General features: G+C 33.4%; 18 protein-coding genes and 2 tRNA genes. 3 read left to right on the top strand and 17 right to left on the bottom strand.

All coding sequences use genetic code 11. The features are described 5' to 3' along the window. Positions 1-69 precede the first annotated feature (69 nt). From L1276_RS15020 to L1276_RS14950, 15 genes are all read right to left on the bottom strand, one after another. Positions 70-1,248, bottom strand: coding sequence for a hypothetical protein (locus L1276_RS15020; RefSeq protein WP_253789136.1), 1,179 nt, complete (start codon positions 1,246-1,248; stop codon positions 70-72). A 336-nt stretch (positions 1,249-1,584) separates the two neighbouring features. Then, entirely contained in the window at positions 1,585-2,130 is a 546-nt protein-coding gene (locus L1276_RS15015; protein WP_253789134.1) for a 3'-5' exonuclease, read from the bottom strand. A 114-nt stretch (positions 2,131-2,244) separates the two neighbouring features. After that, positions 2,245-2,748, bottom strand: a complete 504-nt coding sequence (locus L1276_RS15010; protein ID WP_253789132.1) for a hypothetical protein — start codon at positions 2,746-2,748, stop codon at positions 2,245-2,247. A gap of 109 nt (positions 2,749-2,857) precedes the next feature. After that, positions 2,858-3,016, bottom strand: a complete 159-nt coding sequence (locus L1276_RS15005; protein WP_253789130.1) for a hypothetical protein — start codon at positions 3,014-3,016, stop codon at positions 2,858-2,860. A 59-nt stretch (positions 3,017-3,075) separates the two neighbouring features. Further along, complete coding sequence (locus L1276_RS15000; protein WP_253789128.1) at positions 3,076-4,173, bottom strand: slipin family protein; 1,098 nt, start codon at positions 4,171-4,173, stop codon at positions 3,076-3,078. 872 nt (positions 4,174-5,045) lie between these two features. Continuing rightward, positions 5,046-5,831, bottom strand: coding sequence for a hypothetical protein (locus L1276_RS14995; RefSeq protein WP_253789126.1), 786 nt, complete (start codon positions 5,829-5,831; stop codon positions 5,046-5,048). Between the two features lie 229 nt (positions 5,832-6,060). Continuing rightward, positions 6,061-6,630: a DUF5565 family protein gene (locus L1276_RS14990; protein ID WP_253789124.1), complete on the bottom strand. Its 570-nt coding sequence runs from the start codon at positions 6,628-6,630 to the stop codon at positions 6,061-6,063. Between the two features lie 173 nt (positions 6,631-6,803). Beyond that, positions 6,804-6,876, bottom strand: a tRNA-Asp gene (locus tag L1276_RS14985). Between the two features lie 21 nt (positions 6,877-6,897). After that, positions 6,898-6,970 (bottom strand) — tRNA-Asn (locus L1276_RS14980). 776 nt (positions 6,971-7,746) lie between these two features. Continuing rightward, on the bottom strand, positions 7,747-9,075 hold the full coding sequence (locus tag L1276_RS14975; RefSeq protein ID WP_253789122.1) for an SWIM zinc finger family protein: 1,329 nt from the start codon (positions 9,073-9,075) through the stop codon (positions 7,747-7,749). Between the two features lie 5 nt (positions 9,076-9,080). Further along, on the bottom strand, positions 9,081-12,173 hold the full coding sequence (locus tag L1276_RS14970; protein WP_253789120.1) for a DUF6493 family protein: 3,093 nt from the start codon (positions 12,171-12,173) through the stop codon (positions 9,081-9,083). A 329-nt stretch (positions 12,174-12,502) separates the two neighbouring features. After that, positions 12,503-13,984 (bottom strand): tyrosinase family protein, encoded by a 1,482-nt coding sequence (locus L1276_RS14965; RefSeq protein WP_253789118.1) that lies wholly within the window; start codon positions 13,982-13,984, stop codon positions 12,503-12,505. Positions 13,985-14,023: 39 nt separating this feature from the next. Then, positions 14,024-14,452: a hypothetical protein gene (locus L1276_RS14960; RefSeq protein WP_253789116.1), complete on the bottom strand. Its 429-nt coding sequence runs from the start codon at positions 14,450-14,452 to the stop codon at positions 14,024-14,026. A gap of 17 nt (positions 14,453-14,469) precedes the next feature. Beyond that, positions 14,470-15,432 (bottom strand): multicopper oxidase domain-containing protein, encoded by a 963-nt coding sequence (locus L1276_RS14955; protein WP_253789114.1) that lies wholly within the window; start codon positions 15,430-15,432, stop codon positions 14,470-14,472. 175 nt (positions 15,433-15,607) lie between these two features. After that, positions 15,608-16,891 (bottom strand): hypothetical protein, encoded by a 1,284-nt coding sequence (locus L1276_RS14950; RefSeq protein WP_253789112.1) that lies wholly within the window; start codon positions 16,889-16,891, stop codon positions 15,608-15,610. 208 nt (positions 16,892-17,099) lie between these two features. Between L1276_RS14950 and L1276_RS14945 the strand changes: the two genes are divergently transcribed. The 3 genes from L1276_RS14945 to L1276_RS14935 all read left to right on the top strand — a co-directional run bounded on the left by L1276_RS14945 (position 17,100) and on the right by L1276_RS14935 (position 19,806). Further along, positions 17,100-17,729 carry a response regulator transcription factor gene (locus L1276_RS14945; RefSeq protein ID WP_253789110.1) on the top strand — a complete coding sequence of 210 codons (630 nt, stop codon included), beginning with the start codon at positions 17,100-17,102 and terminating at the stop codon, positions 17,727-17,729. Between the two features lie 6 nt (positions 17,730-17,735). Continuing rightward, on the top strand, positions 17,736-18,380 hold the full coding sequence (locus tag L1276_RS14940) for a hypothetical protein (protein WP_253789107.1): 645 nt from the start codon (positions 17,736-17,738) through the stop codon (positions 18,378-18,380). Between the two features lie 631 nt (positions 18,381-19,011). Next, positions 19,012-19,806 carry a sensor histidine kinase gene (locus L1276_RS14935; protein ID WP_253789105.1) on the top strand — a complete coding sequence of 265 codons (795 nt, stop codon included), beginning with the start codon at positions 19,012-19,014 and terminating at the stop codon, positions 19,804-19,806. Here L1276_RS14935 and L1276_RS14930 read toward each other — a convergent pair. Continuing rightward, a complete protein-coding gene (locus L1276_RS14930; protein ID WP_253789103.1) occupies positions 19,751-19,981 on the bottom strand; it encodes a hypothetical protein in 231 nt (76 codons plus the stop codon). The genes L1276_RS14935 and L1276_RS14930 overlap by 56 nt on opposite strands. 149 nt (positions 19,982-20,130) lie before the next feature. Next, entirely contained in the window at positions 20,131-20,400 is a 270-nt protein-coding gene (locus tag L1276_RS14925) for a hypothetical protein (RefSeq protein WP_253789101.1), read from the bottom strand. Positions 20,401-20,608 lie beyond the last annotated feature (208 nt).

Raw genomic sequence — 20,608 nt, 5'->3', positions numbered from 1 at the left:
GGCTGTTCAACTGAACAGCCTTTTTTAATTTAAATAATATCAATTAAAAACATCTTTTCGCTTAAAAAATCACCATTTAATTTTAATTTTAGGCACTGCTTTTCTTACCGCTTTACTCACATTATCAGCTGTTTTATCAACTTCATTACTTATATTCCTTATTGCCTTTACAGCTTCATGGTTATAACCCGGACCATTTGTTATATCACTAACAGTATTATTCCACAATTTTGTGATATCATTATTCGGTCCAAATTTTACATTCAGGGCATCACCAATTGCTTTGAGCCCCTTAACTATATCATTGTTTTTACCAAAACAACCACTGTCACCTCCAACACCGTTTGTAAAACATTTGTCTAGTTCTCTTGCTAGTAACTGTCCTCCCGCGCATCCTGCAAAAGTATAAGGTTCTCCTCCTGAAGCCGCGGCACACTGCAATATAATCTGAGTTTCAGCATTCATGTCAAATTCTTTCAATCCATAGCACATAGCAGTCCCCATAAAGGTAACATTGCCTGATTTACTTTGCTGCTCCATACAGGCTAATACTTTAGATAGTGTTGGATCATTTACAGAAGAGGACATGCACAATGGATATTTACTCCAGTCATTTCCATAGTTTGCATAGCATTCAGAGATTTTTTGAGCAATTTCCTTTTCTTTTGAACCTCCTAATTTTCCAAATAGACAAAGAGTTTGTTCCTCTGGCGTGTTAGAATTACGAACACAATTTAAAATTTCCAATTCTTTTTTACCCGCCATATTTTGAATCATACACATAGTAAATTTTTCTCTATCAAGCCCTGTTGAAGGAGAATATGCACTTTGATAACATTCCTGCGCTTTGGCTTCATTTGTAATCATAATATCTCCAAAAGATTTATTTTCATCAACTATTCCATCAGGAATTCGAGCAAAATTGCCTGGTGAGGTCTCAATTCCATAATTTTGATTGTAGCTGGGTGCATGATAAGCTGCATTATACGGATTTACAGGGATAAAACCTTCATAATGTCCTACGATAGCAGTTCCTGTATATCGATTAATTTCTACAACATTTTTATCCCAGGCAACAAAATAAGCATTATCAATAGGATTTACAGCTGGAATCCTAATATACATAAATCCAGAAGGGTCTCGTTGTACAAAACCTCTATTCATAGGATTACCATCCTGTATAATTAATCCATTATCGAAAAGCACAAAGCTTTGTTGTCTTACATGATCAAAAATCCTTCCCATCATCTGCTGGCTGATTCCTTTACAGGGAATATTTATTAAAAAAATAAATACAAGAATTTTACTTACTGAATAATTTTTACAACTTTTCATGATATCTTTTTTTAGGTATACTTAATTGTTTTTTGAAAAAAGTCTAACAAAATGATTTATTTTATACTGTTTTTAGTAATTATTCAAATGTATATTTAGAACAGTATATCAATCAATTACCCTTTTGTGTGATATTATGAATCGTGATTTTGTGAGCTGTTATAAAAACAAAAAACTGCAGATAATTACTTATCTACAGTTTCATTTACAATTACCTGCTATTGACACCTGTCTTTAACAAATTAAATTCTAATTTTTAAGGCACCAATTCAAGATCTTAGCAATGTTTTTTGCATCGTCAATTCCGCGGTGATGAGTTCCTTCAAGCGTTATATTCAATAATTGTAAAGCGCCATTCATTCCGGTAGGTTTTACCAGTCCAAATTTCTCGGCAAAATGAGTTTTTACATTAATATGTTCATCTGCCATTGGATAAGGAACACCGAATGATTTACATTGTTTTTGAAGCATATTTAAATCGTACTGACCGTAACTTGCCCAAGTATATAAATCGGGATTGTATTCATCTATTAAGAGATTGACGGCTTCCTCAAAAGAAACTCCGCTTTTATCTAATAAATCCTGAGTAATGGTTGTTAATTCTGTACAAAACGGACTCACGCTCGAACGCTGTGGTTTAATTAAAATCCCCTTATTCTTTGTGATTTCACCTGTTTGTGTATCTAAAACCGCTAACCCGATTTCGATGATTTCATTTTCCTGGCCCTTCGGGACCGCACTTTGCCAGCATGTGGCTTCTAGATCGATAATAATAATTTTATCTGTAGTTTTCATTTTTTCTATTTTTAAATGAAACCATCAGTTTTAAACCCATGGTTTCTACTATTTCACGAAGATTTTCTTCAATATCTAATGTTTTCCGCAGCCCTGATATCTTCTGTTTTTTTTTTAGAAAAACATACTTTTAAAATCTAGAAAGAAATTTCTTTTCTTGGACTCTTTCTCAGGTTTTTCCTTTTTTGCAGAATTCTTTTTCTCAATAACTGCTTTAACTTTGTCAATCGTTTTTATCTTCTTTGTTTCTTGAGTTTTAGAATTTTCGTAAAAATTTTTGAAAGGACGCGGCTGAAAATCAACCAAAATCGCAGCCATATTTATGGCATCGATATTTAATGGATCCGTTTCTCCTTTAAAGAAGGTTTCAATAGGTCTAAACTTATCTTTCTTTTCCTTAAACTTATTCTTTTTGGTATGATCAAAATCTAAACCCAGCAGGTTTTTAAAAACATTTAAATCGTCCTGAGCCGGGTTATTTTCGAAAATCAGCCAGCATAAATCACGTAGTTTTCCACGAGAAGGTTTGTACAAATAATCAAAATATTTTCCTTCTTTTTCTATCTCATATTTAGCTCTAATCGCTTTTTTATATTGTTTTAATGTATTGTTATTCATGGTATTTTTTCTTTGCAATTCTTGGGAACCTCAGCAAAACGTAAAACTTCTGGGAACCCAATATCTGCAAAGCCGTACAACACCACAGCTTTACCGGAGAAGTATCTCCCTAAATGATATAAAATTCCTTTGATCTTACCTTTTCATTCCATTCGTTAATGAGCTTCAAACGCTTTCCTTTACTTGAGGCAAACGGGCATTCACTTAACTCAACTATATCTGTTTGACCAAAATGACGGTTAGCCGCAAATACTATTTCTTGATTCATCCTTAAATTTTTATTGTTAAACTAAAACCATCAACATTACCGTTAATGGTTTCTATTTTTTACTTCACGAAGATTTCCTTCAATTGACCAATTACGTTGCCGCTTCCAGAAATTGTGATTTCTCCAATTTTATCAGCGATTTTTTCAACGTACTCCATCTCCTTTAATTTCCACAACATTTCGTTTTCTTCCATCAGCTTTGCTGTGTTTAGCAAACTTCTTGTTGCAGCGGTTTCTTCTCTTCTCATGATACTGTTGGCCTGCGCTTTTTTCTCGGCAACCAAAACCTGATTCATGATTTCTTTCATATCTCCAGGCAGGATTACATCTCTAATTCCGGCATCAGAAATTGTTAAACCTAAGTCTTCAATTTTAGTCGTTACTTCTGCCAAAATTGCTTCTGCAATAGTATCTTTTTTTGCCAATAATTCATCCAGAGTCAATCCGCCTACAAAAGCTCTTAAAGCCAATTGCATCGCAACATATAGTTGTTTTTCAAAGTCTTTATTGTCTAGCAAAGCTTTCATAATATCAACCACCTGGTATCTCACAAAAAAATTGATTCTTAATCCTGCTTTATCTTTTGTCAACAATTCCTGTCCAGAAATTTCTACTTGCTGTTGTCTGGTATCGACTGTTTTCACTTCGATTGTAATTGCGTTATTCCAAAAGTAATGTGTTCCAGATTTTAATTCTTTTACAAAAGTTCCGTTAACAAACAACAAAGCTTTGTCGTTGCTTGCTACAATAAACTTTCTTGTAAAGTATTTCATCTTCACATTTTCCAATAGATTGATTTTAATGTCTTCGGTGATTTCAATCTTAGACAAATCGGCTCTGGTAAATTCATTTTTTACAATTCCTTTCCAGAAAGCATATCTTCCAGGAGTTAAAACCTCTTTAAAGTTTCCGTTTACAAACTGCAATACAATTTCATTATCGGCAACTTCAACAACTTCAAGCATAGAAGCCAAAACTTCATTCTGCAATAAAATATTCAACTCAAATGGTGCCTGAAATACAGCATTCATATCGTAGATTAGAACATTTTTATTACCAAAAGTCCAGTGCAGACCTTCTTCTAATACTTTTATTAATTTTCTATTTTCGAAAAGCAAACCCACTTGGTATGCTTCGATTTTAATTCTTTTTATCATGATGTTTTTTTGTTTCAAGTTTTTCTTGTTTCAAGTTTCAAATTTTAAAACAAGTGAAAATCTTCGTTTATTTTTTTGCCACAGATTTCTCAGATCAAAATGATTCTCTTTATTCTCTTCTCTAGCTTCTATTGTCTTGCTTCTATTCTCTTTCTTCTATTCTCTTGCTTCTATTCTCTCTATTCTATTCTCTTTCTTCTACTCTCTCTTTCTAAATAAAAAAACCTCTTTGCCTTTATCCTCCGATAAAAACGGGTGAAAAATTGTTAGTTGTCTGCCTGAATTGTTGTCGATTGTATTTTGTATAAATAATCCCCAAATCATTTTAACAATCAAACCGAAAAGAAAACAAGCATTTCAAAAAATGTTACTTTTCGCACTGGCTTTATCGTGAGTGTGAAATTTCAGATTCTAAAATCTTCGTTTTACTGACAAAGACAAATCAGTTTTTTCTAATGGTCATCTTTTTAAGAGTGATGGTCTCTGGAAATACAGATTTTCAGTCTGTTGACTTACCATTCGTCCACCCGAAGCGTATTCGGTGCAGGATTCGAACCTGCAAATTTCTATTGCTCTAACCAGACTGAGCTATCACATTACTGCGAATGGGAGTCGAACCCATGACCCATAGATCGTGTGATAGTTTTTTGGGAAACCATCAAAACCTCCAAATCAAGCTGCATAGAAAAACATAATTCGCTTTCGCGGAAAGTTCCCTACAATGGTGCTATACAGAAACACGCAACTGGACTTTTTTGATATTTTTACTCAAAGCCAAAACTTTGATGGATTCAGTTTATAAAAGAACATATTTTGTTTCTTCAACAAATATTCAAATTATACTGCGCAATTATTTTGCGCAGTGTTAAAAATTATTTAATCCATTCTATAACAGCCGATAAATAGACTTGTCTAACATCTTCAAATCGGGTTATGTTTGGAATATGATTTACTTCTAATAAATATTTCGAACCGTCTTTTGCCACGATATAATCATTTCCTATCATATCCATTTGCAAAGCATTCTTAATATGTAAAGTATCGTCTAGTAAATCCTGATCGACAACCATAAAACCTGCACTATCAGGATGAATAGATTTTAACCAATCGTCACCTTCTAATTTAATCTGCCAATAGGTATCGCCAATTATCATAATCCGAACGGCTTCTCCTTCGAAATAAGGTTCAATGGTTGCCGTAAATTCGCTTTCCCATTCACCTGTAAAACGATGTTTGTTTTCACCGCAATGCCAGTTTCCCCATTTTGCAATTGTATCTTCGGTTGTGTTTACAGAAGCGCCTGCACTTATAAATCCGCGTGGGGCACTAAATCTGGAAAGAGATAATGCTTTTACCAGACAAGGAATTTTAAAACGACAGTCCAGCATTGCTGAAGCCTTTAGATAACAATCGCCATTCCAGATCGCAAGACCCGCAATAAAATCAAAATCATTGTCGTAAATTCCGTAATAAACGACCTTATCAACAGGTAACATCCCAATTCCATTCGATTTTTCCATATACAAAACCGCATCTTTAACCACAATTTTTGGTATAGACTGGTGCCAGATAATATGTCCTGAATACTGAGCTTTTATACTATCATATTCTTCCTGTTCAATTCCAACAAGGGCTATTCGGTTGTATTTTTGTTTCATCGTTTTTAATTTTAAATGTTACTTGTGTTTATCTGCTGAACGTAATTTTTAATACATAACAACATAGATTTCCTGCCTCAAAAAAGGCCTTTCACTTGTTTAAATGCACAGAGTTAGCTATCTGAAAGAAATAGATTTCTCTTTTGTATTCTTTACTCTATTTTAAATCTGTGTTTCTATGTATTGAATATTTTTTTACAAATTACATTCAACATACTTGTTTTTACTTTTAAACGGCTTCAAGTTTTAGGCGTTTGATTCCGAAATCTGTTTTTCTCAATTTGCACATTCTTCCATCTGAAATGTGGTGAAAAACAATTCCTTCAATATCATTTTCTGATAAGATTTTTTCTAAATCATCGAAATCAAGACTTACAAAATCAAGTTTTTCACTGCCGTGTTTTACTAAAGTATGTTTCTCAAATTTTTCAGGATTTCCTTGTACTTTTGGTCCGCATAACTCATATGTTCCGTCTGTTTTATCTTCTAAGCGGTTGAATGCTTCAAAGAAATGTTTATCCTCAGATTTTGTACGATCGCATTTTACCCAGTGCGGGTGATGTCCTGTAATTAAATCTGCTTCCTGACACGGAATTGCATTTGCCGGAATTGTACGTCCTTTTTTAGCGTCGAATCGTTTGAATATTTCCCCATTAATAATAGCTGCTGATGTACCATCAAATTTTCTGGTTGCAACTGCTTCTCCATTTATTACCCATGCGTTTTCTGCATTGATTTTATTTACTACTCTTGCTAGGTTATTTGGGTCTTTAGCGAATAATGTACTTATCTTTTTCATTTTTTATTTTTTTTTAGGTTCAAGACGCTAAGTTTTTTTCTCTTGCTCGCAAGCTCTTTATACAATACTTTGTCAATCTCTCGCAAAGTCGCAGAGTTTTTACTTTAAGTAAATCTGCTCAATGTGCGAGAAACAAAAAACTTTTCGCCTTAGTGCCTTTGTGTCAAAACTTGCGGCTCATACGGGAGTCGAACCCGTTTCTCCCGAGAGACAGTCGGGAAGGTTAGCCAGTAACCCCAATGAGCCTGTTCCTTCTAGAGAACAATGCGATTTCGGAAGGAATCGAACCTTCAACCTATTGATTAACAGTCAAGCGCTCTGCCAATTGAGCTACGAAATCATTTAATTTTAAAACATAAAAAAAGCACCCAATTAAAGGTGCTTCATAACAAATACGATATAATTATCCTATTGCCTATAGTGATGCACCAGCATGTTAAACCCTAGATCTGAGCTCGGGATTAGCAGTTCTGTATGTATGTTATAATTGAAATTCATTTTATATTTTGTTTTATTATATTTTGAAATCATTGTTGTTATTTGAAATTCTATCTTCAAATTTTCTTCGGCAAAGATAATGTCGAAAAAATCAATTATCCAAATCATTTTTGAAATTATTTTACTGATTACCAAATACTTAACCTTAAATCAAAGCAATAGAAATTCCTGTCCGCATATCGATGCAGATTTCTTCTTGTATCAAATGACTGTCTCTCATCAGATTACTTTTCAAGATTATATTTCGCTATTTGATTTATTCATTAAACATTTGGTCAATTATTTTTTTAATTATTTTTAGTTACGGTTTTTTATTTATCCTTTTCTTATCAAACTGAACGAAATCTAAATGCTTAAAAACAAAAAAAGCGTCCCGAAATCAGGACGCTTTTATATATTTTTTTAAGATTTAAATCTAAAATTTACATTTTCAATTCAAAATACATATTGCATCCATAGTTTTCTACCGGAAGATATCCAGCGAAAAAATCACTATTTTGTTCTATTGAACGGTTGATATGTAAGTTTGACATTTTCATTTCGGGAGCAAATGTAGCTTTTTTTATCTTAATTTAACAAATTTTCAGGAAATCTAAAAAATCAATTCGATTTTCAAATCTATGAAATAGTCATTTTTACTGCCAAAATATGTTTGCAGATTCCTCTTTTTCCCTGATAAGCCGTAAACCAATCACAGGTGCATCTTTGTGAAGCATTGTCAATAATTACTTTATGCAACACGCCTGAACCTTTTACTTTCGCTTCGATATAATTGGCTTTTCGTTCTACTATTTCAACTTCTTCGTTATCGATTAGTTTTTTGGCATTTTTCAACCTCGGATTTAAAGATAAAATACGTTCCGTTTTAAAAGGGAGGCGGCGGTAAAAATGTGCTTTTTCGCTTAAATCATAACCTAATAATCCCATTGAAGATAAATTGGAAGTCAGATTATCCATTGTTCCAAAATCAATATCATTTTCTATAGAAAGCATAGTTGGGTCAAACATTTCATTTGATTTTAATAAACTGTTTAATCCGTAAACCCATTCTATCGGCAGGTTTTCGCTCATGGTTTCGAGTACATTTCCTTCACCCGAAAATCCGCGGTACGAATCTGGCGAAAAAGCCATTAATAATTGCATTTTTCCAAATTCACATACCACAGCACAAGTTTGTTTATCATCAGATTCATAAATAAAAATCTTATCTACAATTGCCAGAATACCTTCTAATAAACGTAATCTTTGTACACCGCCAATTCTAACACTGTCTGCTGCTGCTAAGGTCGAAAACATAAATTTTCCGGCTCTTTTGGTTATGAAAAAATCACCTTTTACATTTCCTTTTGGCAGACTTTGAAAAAGCTGAATGGTTTGGATTTTATTCAATTCGAACTTTAAATCCATATCGGCCAAATACAACTGAACGCTTGTTAAGCCTTTTATCCAGCGCATTGGCAGCGTCACTTTTTTCTCGACCACTTTTGCTTTGCTGGTAATTACCTGAACATCCTGCTGACCAACTGCAAGTGTTACTTTTTCGTTTTTCTGAATAGCATTCAAAGCATTCAGCATTGGGTCGTTGAAGTCTACGTTTGTCGTTCCGTTTGCAATAAACTCACCGTCAACGGCTTCGGGTTTCATGTCTAGTCTTACATAAACTCCGTTACAGGACGAAAATCCTTCAAAGCGAAGTCTTTCTGAACCTGCAGAAACAATTGGATCGCGAAGACTTGGCGGAATTGGGCCAAAACTCGAACGAACCACTTTTGCAATCGTACTCCAGCATTTCGCCGTAACATAAGGATCCGTCAAACTTCCCCAGAAAAAACACGGAATAGTATTGACTTCTTCAATTTCGGTTTGATGTGCCAAAACCAAATTATTGATGCCTTTTGTTTTACTGTAAGTCGAAACTCCTTTATAATTATATTCTAAATCTGTCATTTTCTTTATTTTAAAATCTGCTTCACTAATGTTTTAAGCGCTGTATTATCTTTCCATTGTTCAAAAAACGCAATTGCTTTTGGCGTAGGCTTTTGATTGGTTTTCGTTAAAATATCAACATAATTTTCTGCCATTTTTTTGAAATTAGTCGGCAGTTTGTCTTTTAAATCAAGGTTTTCAAAGAATGCGTTAAACAATTTCAATAAAGCATTATTATGAAGCGGTGAAATATCTTTTAAAGCTGCTATTCCGTCCGAAAATCTTAAGAAAACACCATATTTTTCTGAAGCCAGTCTGGATGCTTTTTCAGCAAATCCCTCAATATCAATAGCTTGTTTTTCTATTAAATTTATTAAAACTTCAGATGCCAGTAATCTTAAATCTTTCTTTTCCTGAAAAAAACAGGCAGCAAATAAAACCTGCGTAATTTCAGAAGATCTAAATTCCGGTCGGTTCATTACGTCCAAAAATCCTTTTAATTCAGGTTTAGAACCGTCTCCGGTAGCACAATTCTGCAATAAAGTTAAAGCAAGTGCATCCGAATTTTGCGGCGTTAAACTATGCCAGTAATACGTATTTCCGGCGTAATTTACTAAATAATCCCACCCATTGCCGCGATCATAAATATCCTGACTGTACAATAAATAGTTTGGAATTTTGGTATAATTCGGCAGATCAAATTTCAGCTCGTACCAAGAAGGCGTTCTTTCTTTTTCTTTGGTTTGATAATTCGTCCATTCGTTCCATTTTTCTTTAAATTTTATCTCTGGAATAAACGGTGAAACCACAAACGGAATGTTTTTTAAATAGGTGTTTTCAAATTCTGTAAAAGTATCATTTGGATAAAAAGTTCTTGCTGCTGTTGCCCAAAGTGATAAATTTCCGGTTTCTTTAGTCGTTTTTCCTAAAACAGCCAGCGCTTTTGAGAATAAGTTCGTAGAATTTAAATTTAGTTTTTCATCTACACCAAGGCAGAATGTTAAAAGCGATTTCATTTCTCCTTCAACCTGACCTAATAACGGAATGGCTTCTTCGACATTTTCTCTCGGCATACGCGCCATTGCAATGGCTAGATCTAATGAATCAATTTCTTCGTTATTTTTTTGATATTGAATCACTCTTTCCAGTAAAACTTTTGGAGCTACCCAATACGGTTTGTGACTTGGAAAAGAAAGCAGCGGAAGCTTCGATTTTGATTCCATCTTCTCCTGCACTTTTTCTAATAAAGGTTTGATTAAAAAACTGGTATTTATTTTTGAATAATGTTTGAAACGACTATCAAATTTGCTGTCAATATTGGCTATTTTCTCAGTCAAAAATACCTTCATCACATTTTTATGCGAAGCTTCAAAATAATGTTTTTGAAGTTGTTTTTCATACGGCTGCAACTGTGTTTTGTAATCTTCCGGAAACAAATCTCGCTGCTGAATATAGGTATTCATTAAAATTTCGGTATCCAGAGTTTCTTCTGAGGCTATGAAATTTCCAAACTGAAATACAATGTCATTCCAGTCGTTTGGAAGCTGTACTTCTTCTAAAAGCAAAGCTTCTTTTTTAGGCTCAAAATGATATTCTTCTAAAGTATCATGATCAACCGTTAAAGCTTCTTCATCTAAAAACTGACTTAATCCTGATTTTATATTTCCCTGCATTAAAGTCACATACGAATTCAGTTTTTCTTTTAAAACTTTATCTTTTACAGACCCCGTTTTCAGAATAATTTTCGAAACCTTTTCCTGTAAAGTCAAATCAGAAATTACATAAACATCGGCCAGAATTGAAGCAATTTGATTGTTTACTTTCGGATTGGCTTTGCTTATTTTTTCTAAAACCGGAAGAACGCTTTTTATTGCCGCTTTGCAGTCGCCGCGCATCATTAAAGGTTCCAGCCATTCTAAAAATGATTTGGTTTTGAATTTTGGATGATTGTAGATTTTCTTTATCAATTCGATTCCGTAACTCGTTATGGGCGGATATGCGTTGTGTAAAAATGAAAATATATTTTCCTGAAAAACGATTAGTTCATCTTCTGCTGCCTGAAATTCTTCGATTCTTTTTTTAAAAAACGATTTCAGGTTATTGTTCCATTCTTTAGTTTGAATCTGGATGGCATTTTCGATAAAGAAACTGCGCTCCATTTTTTTCTCGTCTAATAATGTTTTGTAGACAATACTCCAGGTCTGGAATTCGTCATATTTTTGTTTATCATTATCACGGAAAAAACTGTTATGAAGTATCGTTTCATAATTGAATAATTCAGGAATATCTCTTTGATATCCTGTTTTATCATTTACAATTATATTGATAAATTCCCTGGTTTTCACTCTGGCACGCCACTCATTGGTCCCGGCAAGACTCAAAGCATATAATTCAGGATTAAATTGCAGCAATCCTTCGTCTTCCAATTTCCTCAGATTAAAATAATTAAAGTTAACCCAATCCTGCCTTTTTACTTTGTCCAGAATAAAAATTTCCAGCCAGTTTGGTTTTGCCCAAAGTAAAATTTCTAACACCTCAGGTTTTATATCCAGATCGTTAAGTAATTGCAGGGCTTCATCCCAGGAATTAATATCAGTTTTATCAAATAAAGCAATGGCGCTCAGGGTGATAATATCATATTGAAAAATATCGCCTCGTCGGCCCCAGCCATAATCGTGTTTGTTTTTTTTTACATAACCCGGATCTTTAGACAAATCAGTATACGTCATCCAGTACCGTTTGCATTTTTTGATGTGCTTTTTTAAAGCTTCAATATTGCCTTTTGATTTTTCTTTTAAGAACGGGAGCAACAGCGCAATCTTTTTAGATTTTATAATACTGTCATATTCTTCAATAACCTCATCTGAGTTTTTGGCTTTCGCCGATTTTGGTTTCGAAACCACCTCTACTTCACCAGATTCAGAATATCCTTTTTTTATTTTTTCGGCCAATACTTTTTCGGCCATTTTCAGGCATTCTTCGTTAGATCCGAAGCTTTTCGTCTGCGTAGTTCCCGATGTTCCGTTTTTACCGTAAGTCACGGTGTAATCTGATCCTGAAACTTCGATTTCCCAGAACTTATCCGAAGTTCCGTCGATGTATTTAAGACTTTTTTTCATTATTTTTTATAGTGTAAACAAGTGTTATTTTCTAAATAGTATCGTATAAATTGTAAAACAATGGCGGGGTTTTGCGGCAAAAAAACGTCGTTTTTTATCTGGCTAAAATATTTTTTGTGATGTAAATCCTTTCCTCATGTACTTCTATTCCTCTTTACATACTTTTATTTTCAATTCGTAAAATAAGAATTTTAAAACAAGTTTTCTTTAAAAGAATATCTTTTAAGTGTTAAAAAATCTTACGAATTAAAAGTAGTGTTTTGTACTAAAAAAATACCCTGCAAATTGGTATTTGCAGGGTTTTGGTTTTTATTGGTATCGAATTATTTTTAGTTAATCTGGGCTACGCTGATTTTTTCAAGAGTAACTTTTGCATCTCCTTGTCCAGTCTTTTTAATAATAATATCAAAGTTCACATCTGATTTCGACAAATCATCTGAAATATAATACGAGAAATTTAGTTTGACTCCTGTTTCTGCCAGTTCGTGATTTTCGCCGGTTCCGTGTTCATGGGTTACGCCAAAGAAAGTCATCGTTCCTACATATTCATCTTCTTTACCCGGATAACGAAGATAAACCGTATAATAATCCTTTGGTTCTTTGTACACAACGACATCTAAATTCAATACTATTTTAGCATTTACGGCACTTTTAAAAATTTTATTGGTGTTTTGGGCAAAATTAGAAGCTACTTTATGAGTAAAACCAGTGCCTTCGATTGGTTTTCCAATTTTTTGTTCCCAGATTACTTTTTCTTTAGAATCCTGAAATGAAACGGCTTTTTTTGCACTTTCTCCTTTTGGACCTTTTCCGGCCAAAACTGGAGCTTTAGAACCGTAAAGCAGGGTATCGTATTTATAATCCAAATTAAAAACAATATTGTAAACTTCCTCCATCGTGTATGTGATATGATCTCCGTTTGGCGCAATAAATTCATAAGGCCACGGATTGGCTTTTAACTGTTCTAAAGTTGGGCGCTGTCCGTAAATCGAAACATCCCATGATTCCCAAATACGGTCAATCATACTGTGGTGCAGCCAAAAAACCGGATCAAATCCCGCCGAAGGCACATTAGCCATTAAACCTGAGAAATTTTGTTTCTGGTAAATTTCATTATAATAGCTTTCACTTGGTTTAGCATATCCGCCTCCAATCAGGTTGTGCATGAAACCATGCGGTGCTTGTTCCAGATTTTCGCTGAATCCTGCATTTCCTGTAAACGAAGGATTGGTTTTTAATTCATTAAGTGATAATTGAATCTGATTTACCTGTCCCGGAAGAATTGACTGTCCGTTGTTCAAAATACTGTATCGCGAAGCTATATACAAAGAACCCGATTTATCTCTTATTGGCTCTGCCATAAAATTATCGGTTTTTTCAATGCTTCCGTAATTCCAGTATGGCAAAGCAAAATCTTTTTTGCCCGAAAGCTCACGTACAATTTTTTCCAGATACCAAATGTACATCCTGTGCCATAACAAAAAATTCAGCGACGCATTTACTGACCTGTCGTGCGTGCAATCGCTCCAAGCCCATAATTTATCTTTCATGGTTTGATATTCAGGACATAAATTATTTTTTCCATTAATCACAGGCGGAATGTTATGAATAGCTCCCTGATAATACCAGCTTAAGCCTTTTTCACAGCCCATTTCGCGCATTTTTTTAAAAGCCGTGTTCATAGCCTCAAGATCTGCTTTTGCTTCGGGCGAGTTGGCATTCTTCCGTACAAATTGTACACCATTTTTATTCTGAGGATAGCAAAAAGCCGTAATCAGAATAATAAAAAATAAGGTAATTTTCTTTTCCATTTTACTTAGTTTAAGGTTAATATTGATTTGTTTATTGGGTTAAAGTACATCTACTTCGAAGGTTAGAATTTGGGCATAATCGGGATTGGCTTTATCGTAGATTTTGAATTTTACAATGCCGTTTCCTTTTTTATTAGAAGGAATTACATGAATGGCAATAAATCCCTGCTGGTCTGCATTGAGTTTGCTAAAAGCAGAGCCTTTTGGAATTCCAATCTGACAGGCGCCGTGCTGGCACATTGAGCAGTCCCATTCTTTAGGAAAAGTATTCGAAACCGTTTCCCACACCAGATATATAGGTTCATTGGATATATTTTCGACTTTGATTTTAGAAATATCAAGTCGTTTGTTTTTTAAGACGCTTTCCTTATTCGTTGCATTTCCAACTACCAGAAAAGTAGGTTTAGTCTGTGCCGACGAGAAAGAAAAATAAAGCAGAATAATTAGGTTAAGTAATAGTTTTTTCATGAGGCTTTGTTTTAATATTAGTAGAAAACCGGAATAACGGCTTTGCTTCGAAGTTTTTTTGATTTGGGATCTATAAACCGATAGATAATTTTTTCTTTTTCGGCCGTTTCACCCAAAAACGCATACAATTCCAGACATTCGCCTGAGCCAAGCTGTACTTTATATCCTTTTGGCAGTAATTTTAAATTAGCGCTGTTTCCGGTTACTAACTGAATTTTTGTATTTATCGGAAATACAATTTCGTGCTGGTATAAACCGGCATTTACAAGACGAAGAAGTATGGTTTCGTTTTTATTTTCTAATGATTGCAGCCCTTTTTTGTTTTGGATTATTTCTCCGTTAAGAAGAAAGTAATCTGGTTTGAAATCAGGCAGGATTATAGGTTTATTAGACGAATCGTATTCGGTTCCCATAATCGAATCAGTATGCCATATTGGATCTAATTCGTTACTGCACCAAAGTATTTCGCGGAAAGGCTTTTTTTGTAAAGAATCGTTTTCTTTTGGCCGAATAATGATAACACCAAACATTCCGGCCTGAAGATTAAACGGATAATTTTCAGGACTGTAATACAAATACGTTCCTGCTTTTTTTGCCTGAAAAGAATAAAAACCATGTTCCATATGATGAACCGGTTCTTTTATTTTCAGGATTTCATTTTCTTTATCCCGTTGTGTAAACTCAATTTCTTTGCAGTGTAAAGAAACCGGATTGCCTTGCGAAATATTCCAGAAATCAATATTTACCGTGTCTCCCACTTTTACCTCAACCGAAGATCCCGGAAAAGTAATTTGTCCGGAAAGTGAGTTGGCAAAGCCAAAGGTTCTAATTTCGGCGTTGTTGGTAAGAATGAGTTTGCCTGTTGTTCTCCCAATGATTAATTGTTCATTTTGAGAAAACAAAATTGTAGTAATCAACACAAAAGAAAATGTCAATATGGCTTTACTGCATTCTTTCATTTCTAAACTTAATTTATTCAATATCAATTATTTGATATAACAATCAAATGTAGAATTAATGAAGATTTTGAAACAGCGTAGAAATACCTGATTTTGTAGTAAAAATCCGAAATGTATTTTATTATGATTAGAATTATTATTACATGAAGAGAATACAAAAATCGCCCAGCTAATTGGGCGATTTAACAAATGAGAACTATTGTTGCTCTATTCCTTTATCAAGGCTTATTTTTTTAACTTTGGTTAAATTGTAGGTAATTCCAAAAAAGTGTCCAAATTTAAACTGGTTCTGTGTAGCAACATCTCCGGAATTGCCCAGATTATAAGAACCGCCAACTTGGTAAGAATCTGCAATTCTAGTGACTTTTCCCATAGAAAAACCTGTAGAAAAAATAATGCGTTCTTGTTTACCTAATATAGCTCCAACTCCTAAAAGCACTTGTAATTTTTCATTTTGTGTAATTACAGCACCAAAATTAAGTGTTGGCACAATCCAGGAATTCATTCGAACATAAGTATTGATTGTCGAACCGAATGCTAAATCGTAATCTCCACCATTTTTTAAAGTAATAATTTTATTGCCTGCAATGGCTGGATCGTCTTTTGTACTAAGTTCTGAATCGTAAAGCGAAGTAAAAAATAATCCGGCGCTTACGTCAATTTTTAAACCCTTTCTTATCCAGACATTGTAAGGTTTTGAAGCAAAACTAAGATCTTCTTTTTCTGTATCTTTATAAAATCTACGTAATTTAAATTCTACAGCATCAATATTTTTACCTTGTACATCAATAGGAAGTGTGTAGACAGCTAAATCAGTAATGTAAAATTTTTGTATAATCGTTTGGAGGGTTTCGAAGGCTTTCTGTTTGGTTGCGTTTAACAAATCATATGTACTTGCATAAGCATCATTGTTATTCTTCTCTAAATCATTTAGTAATTTTAAAATTTTAGCCAGCTCATCTTCTGTCGCACTGCGCAATTCTTGTCTCTTAAGATAGTCAGCTTCAACAAAAGTATTTTTTTGCTGTAAAGTTGTAGAAAAATTTCTAATCTCTCCATTTATATGATCTAATATATTATTTATCCTAAAATTATCTGCTTCAACTTCTCGAATTACAATTGTATCCCCATGTAAACCTTCTTTCTCTACTTTTGCAGCTTTTTCCGAAGCATTATCAACTGACTTTCGCATCTCAGCTCCTTCATCATAAAAAGAGATATTTTGAGTATCAATTTTATAAATATATTTAAAAGGATTAGCGTTTAATAATTTAACCGCGATCATTTCACTACATTTTGCAGAAAGCCAGTTTTTTTTTCTTACAGGCGTACATCCTACATCATTACACATTTTAATGCTATTTAAATTAGGATCGCTTAAATCGATTTCAATAATTTTAGTAACTATTCGGCTGTCTTCATCTTGACTATAGCCTATAAATCCAAAAAATAAAAAATAAATAAATAAGGTTGTTTTCATGATTTCTAATGTTTTTTAGTTAACGCATCAAATGTATTTAGAGATCACTACACCAATCAATTACCCTTTTGGGTGATATTTTTTTTCTTACATTCTTCTTTATTTTTTTGTAAGTTTATCCACGTTAAGCTTTATTTCAAAATATCACCCAAAAGGGTAATTGCAGTCAATGGCATATTATCCAACTTTGTGATGAAAATGTAGGACCATGAAAATAAAAGTTGCCATAGTAGAAGACGATAAAAATTATAGTCAAGCGCTGAAAAACATAATTGATTTTCAAAAAGACATGGAATGTACAGCTCAGTTTTTTAATGGAAAAAGTGCAATACAAAAACTGGAAGCCTTAGAACCAGACATAGTTTTGATGGATATTCAACTTAAGGACCTATCAGGAATTGATATCGTTTTTGAATTAAGAGAATTAATGCCGGGAACGAATTTTATAATGTGTACGAGTTTCGAAAACGACGAAAAAATCTTTTCGGCCTTGCGTGCCGGTGCGAGCGGTTATCTTGTAAAAGGAGATCCGATGACCAAAATTATCCAAGCCATTACAGAAGCACATAATGGAGGCGCACCAATGAGTTTTGCTATCGCAAAGCGTGTTTTACAGCATTTTCAGGAATCGAAAGTACAAGTTCAAAGTACAGCCTTACTTACCCCAACAGAAAAAGAAGTTATTGAACTGCTGGCACAAGGATTACTCTACAAAGAAATTGCCGATAAAAAAAATGTAACCATCGACACTGTAAAAAAACACATTGGCAATATCTACAGAAAATTACAAGTAAGTAATAAAATTGAAGCTATTAATAAGTTTAACACCAAAAACTAACAAATCATGGAACTAGAAAAATTACAACAAGAAAAAATTGATGGAATTGATTTTGCAAAAAAAATTGATAAAGAAACCGAAAACGTTTTTATTGAGAACTACCAAAAATTAGGCATTGACGGATTGACAAAAACCTTTTTTATAGATTTAGAAATCTTTAAAGAGATACTTGTAGACAATGAAAATAAAAAATTTTGTAAGTTTTATTATATTCAAAAAGGCGGCTCGTTAAATTTAGGTTTATCTTTTTCAGATAATGATCAATGTCCGATTAAAAGTGAGGATAAAAAATACATTTTAAATGATAAATCTATTATCAAGGAAGATTTCACAAACATGAAAAATGATTTTATGAATGGTATAGGTGCCAAATTACCTAATCATCCTGAAAATAAGAAAGACACCTTAATTTCATATTCTTTAAAAGAAATTAATAATTTCTTAGAACAAATGAAGGGGAAACACCTTAATATCTATGCTTTAAAACTCAACATGTTCCAGTATTCCCCTACTGATATAAAACATGAATTTTCAGCACATTTTATAGAAAGAGATAAAAGAATTGCTTTTTGTGTTCATGCGCTATTTGACAAAAAGGAAGACCTTTATGGTGAAAGCGAAGGCTATGATCTAGGAAACCTTAGACCTTAATGATATATCTTTATGAGATAATATTACTTATAACACTATTAAAATCAATAGTTTTGGTTAGAAAATTTAGTCTTTCTAGCCAAAACTATTTGTTTGTATATCTTCTTATTACCTTTCTTATAGAATTATCTTCCTGGATCATTATTTTAATTAAAAAAGATTGGAGTTTTCAATACACCGTTTATTGTGTTTTCTGTATTGCATTTTTCTGGTTTTATTATGCTCAGTTATTTCAAAAAAAATTAAGAAACAAAGTTCACTTTGTATCTGGTTTTATCTCTTTAAGCGTTTTGGTATTCTCCTTTTTTTTAAACGAAGATATAAGTTCGATGTTAATAATAGCATTGCCAATTTTTTATATCATGTTTAGCATATTTTGGTTTTATCAAAAAATTGCTCTGCCTTCAGAATCTAAAATTACAGACGATCCTAATTTTTGGATTTCTACGGGTTTACTTCTTTGGAGTTGCTTTTTTATCTTTAGAGTTGTTCCAAGAGATTTTTTTAATATCGAAGATCAGGCTTTTTTAGAATTACTTCGCGAATTTTTATATGCGATAAACTGCGTTATGTATCTCTTATTTTTTAAAGCTCTAATTGAATACGAGACAATCGCAAAAAACATAAAAAAATGAGAGAACTGCCCCCAGAAATAAAATTAACCTACATTATCGCCATTATCATAATGCTGTTGTTTGTATGCTTCATTATTATGATGGTGTTTATTTACAATAAAAAACAGCTTATTCAGCATCAGGAAAATCAAATAAAAGAAAGCGAATTCCAGAACCAGTTATTGCAAAAAGAATTAGAACGCCAAAAAGCCATTCAGCTCGAAAGAGAACGAATTTCGCAAGATATGCACGATGATCTGGGCGCGGGAATTTCGGCCATAAAACTTCAGGCTGAGTTTTTAAAATATAAAATGCCACAGGAAAGTTTTTCGGAAGATTTAGAAGCCATTATCAATACATCTGAAGAGATGAATTTAGCCATGCGGGAAATTCTTTGGAGTTTAAACTCCCAAAATGATACTGTTGGTAATTTTATAGAATATACGACTTTGTACATTACACGTTTCCTAATTAAAACGAGTATCGACTCGCACTTCAAATCGAATATTCCCGAAAAAGAAACTAATTTAACGGTAAAAGCCAGACGGAATCTTTTTTTAGCGGTTAAAGAAGCCGTTCATAACATATACAAACACAGTCAGGCAAATGAGGTTTTTATTGAATTTGACCAAAATGAAGATTGTTTCAGCATCACGATTATCGATAACGGAATTGGATTATCTGAAACCACACAAAAGGGAAACGGCATGAGTAATATGTCCTTAAGAATGGAAGGCATAAACGGAACTTTTAATATTATTTCTGCTCAAAAAGGTCTTCGGTTATTGTTTGTGTATCCTTTACAGGATTAAAAAGGTTTTCCCTTATTAAATCGTCATTTATAAAATGTTTCTTCACTTTTGATTTGCTTGCCTGACTTAAGCGTTCTGCCTGCGCTCTGGCTTTTTCTAAGGTAACGGGAGACTGTTTGGATAGAATTTCCATGCCTAATTTGGCTCTTTCCTGAAATGATATTTTGTAATTCATTTTTCATGAATTTTAAAGTACAAAGATAAAAATTTTTATTGATACTCTTTTCTGAGTTCATTACGACCTCAACACTTTATTATTTTTTTATTTTATGAATTAAACCCTGCAAAACCAATTTGCAGGGTTTGAGTTTTTATTGGCACAATTTATTTGTTGTTGAGCCAGGCTTTATGAATTTGCTTGTCTGAAAATGGCGATAACGTTTCTGCCAGATTTCGGCTGGTTCTTAAACAGCTCAGTATTTTTTGCCTTAAATTGATATCGTCGCCAAACTCTGTATGCATTAAGAGCTCGAAGATTTCCTGCAAATACATGGGCTGTTCTTTGTAATCTCCCTCAAACAATTCGTCTGAAAGGAAATTAATTACGGATGGCACTACATCACGATGTGTTGGTTTTTGATTTTCTTTTTGCATATCGAAAATATTATGTACACGAAACCCACGATCGGTTGTGCAAAAAACACTCCAAGGAATGTGATTAGGGCTATCACTAGCACCTGCAACGTAACGTGGGTTCGCTTATGTTAACTTAATAAAGTTTCAAGGATTTCTCCCTAGATATGTGTTTTTTGCATTACAAATATATGCTTTTTATTTCAAAAAGAAAGAAAAAACTTACTTA

Source organism: Flavobacterium sp. HSC-32F16 (assembly GCF_024171645.1).
Classification (GTDB): Bacteria; Bacteroidota; Bacteroidia; order Flavobacteriales; family Flavobacteriaceae; genus Flavobacterium.
This window is presented reverse-complemented; position numbering and strand designations above follow the sequence as displayed.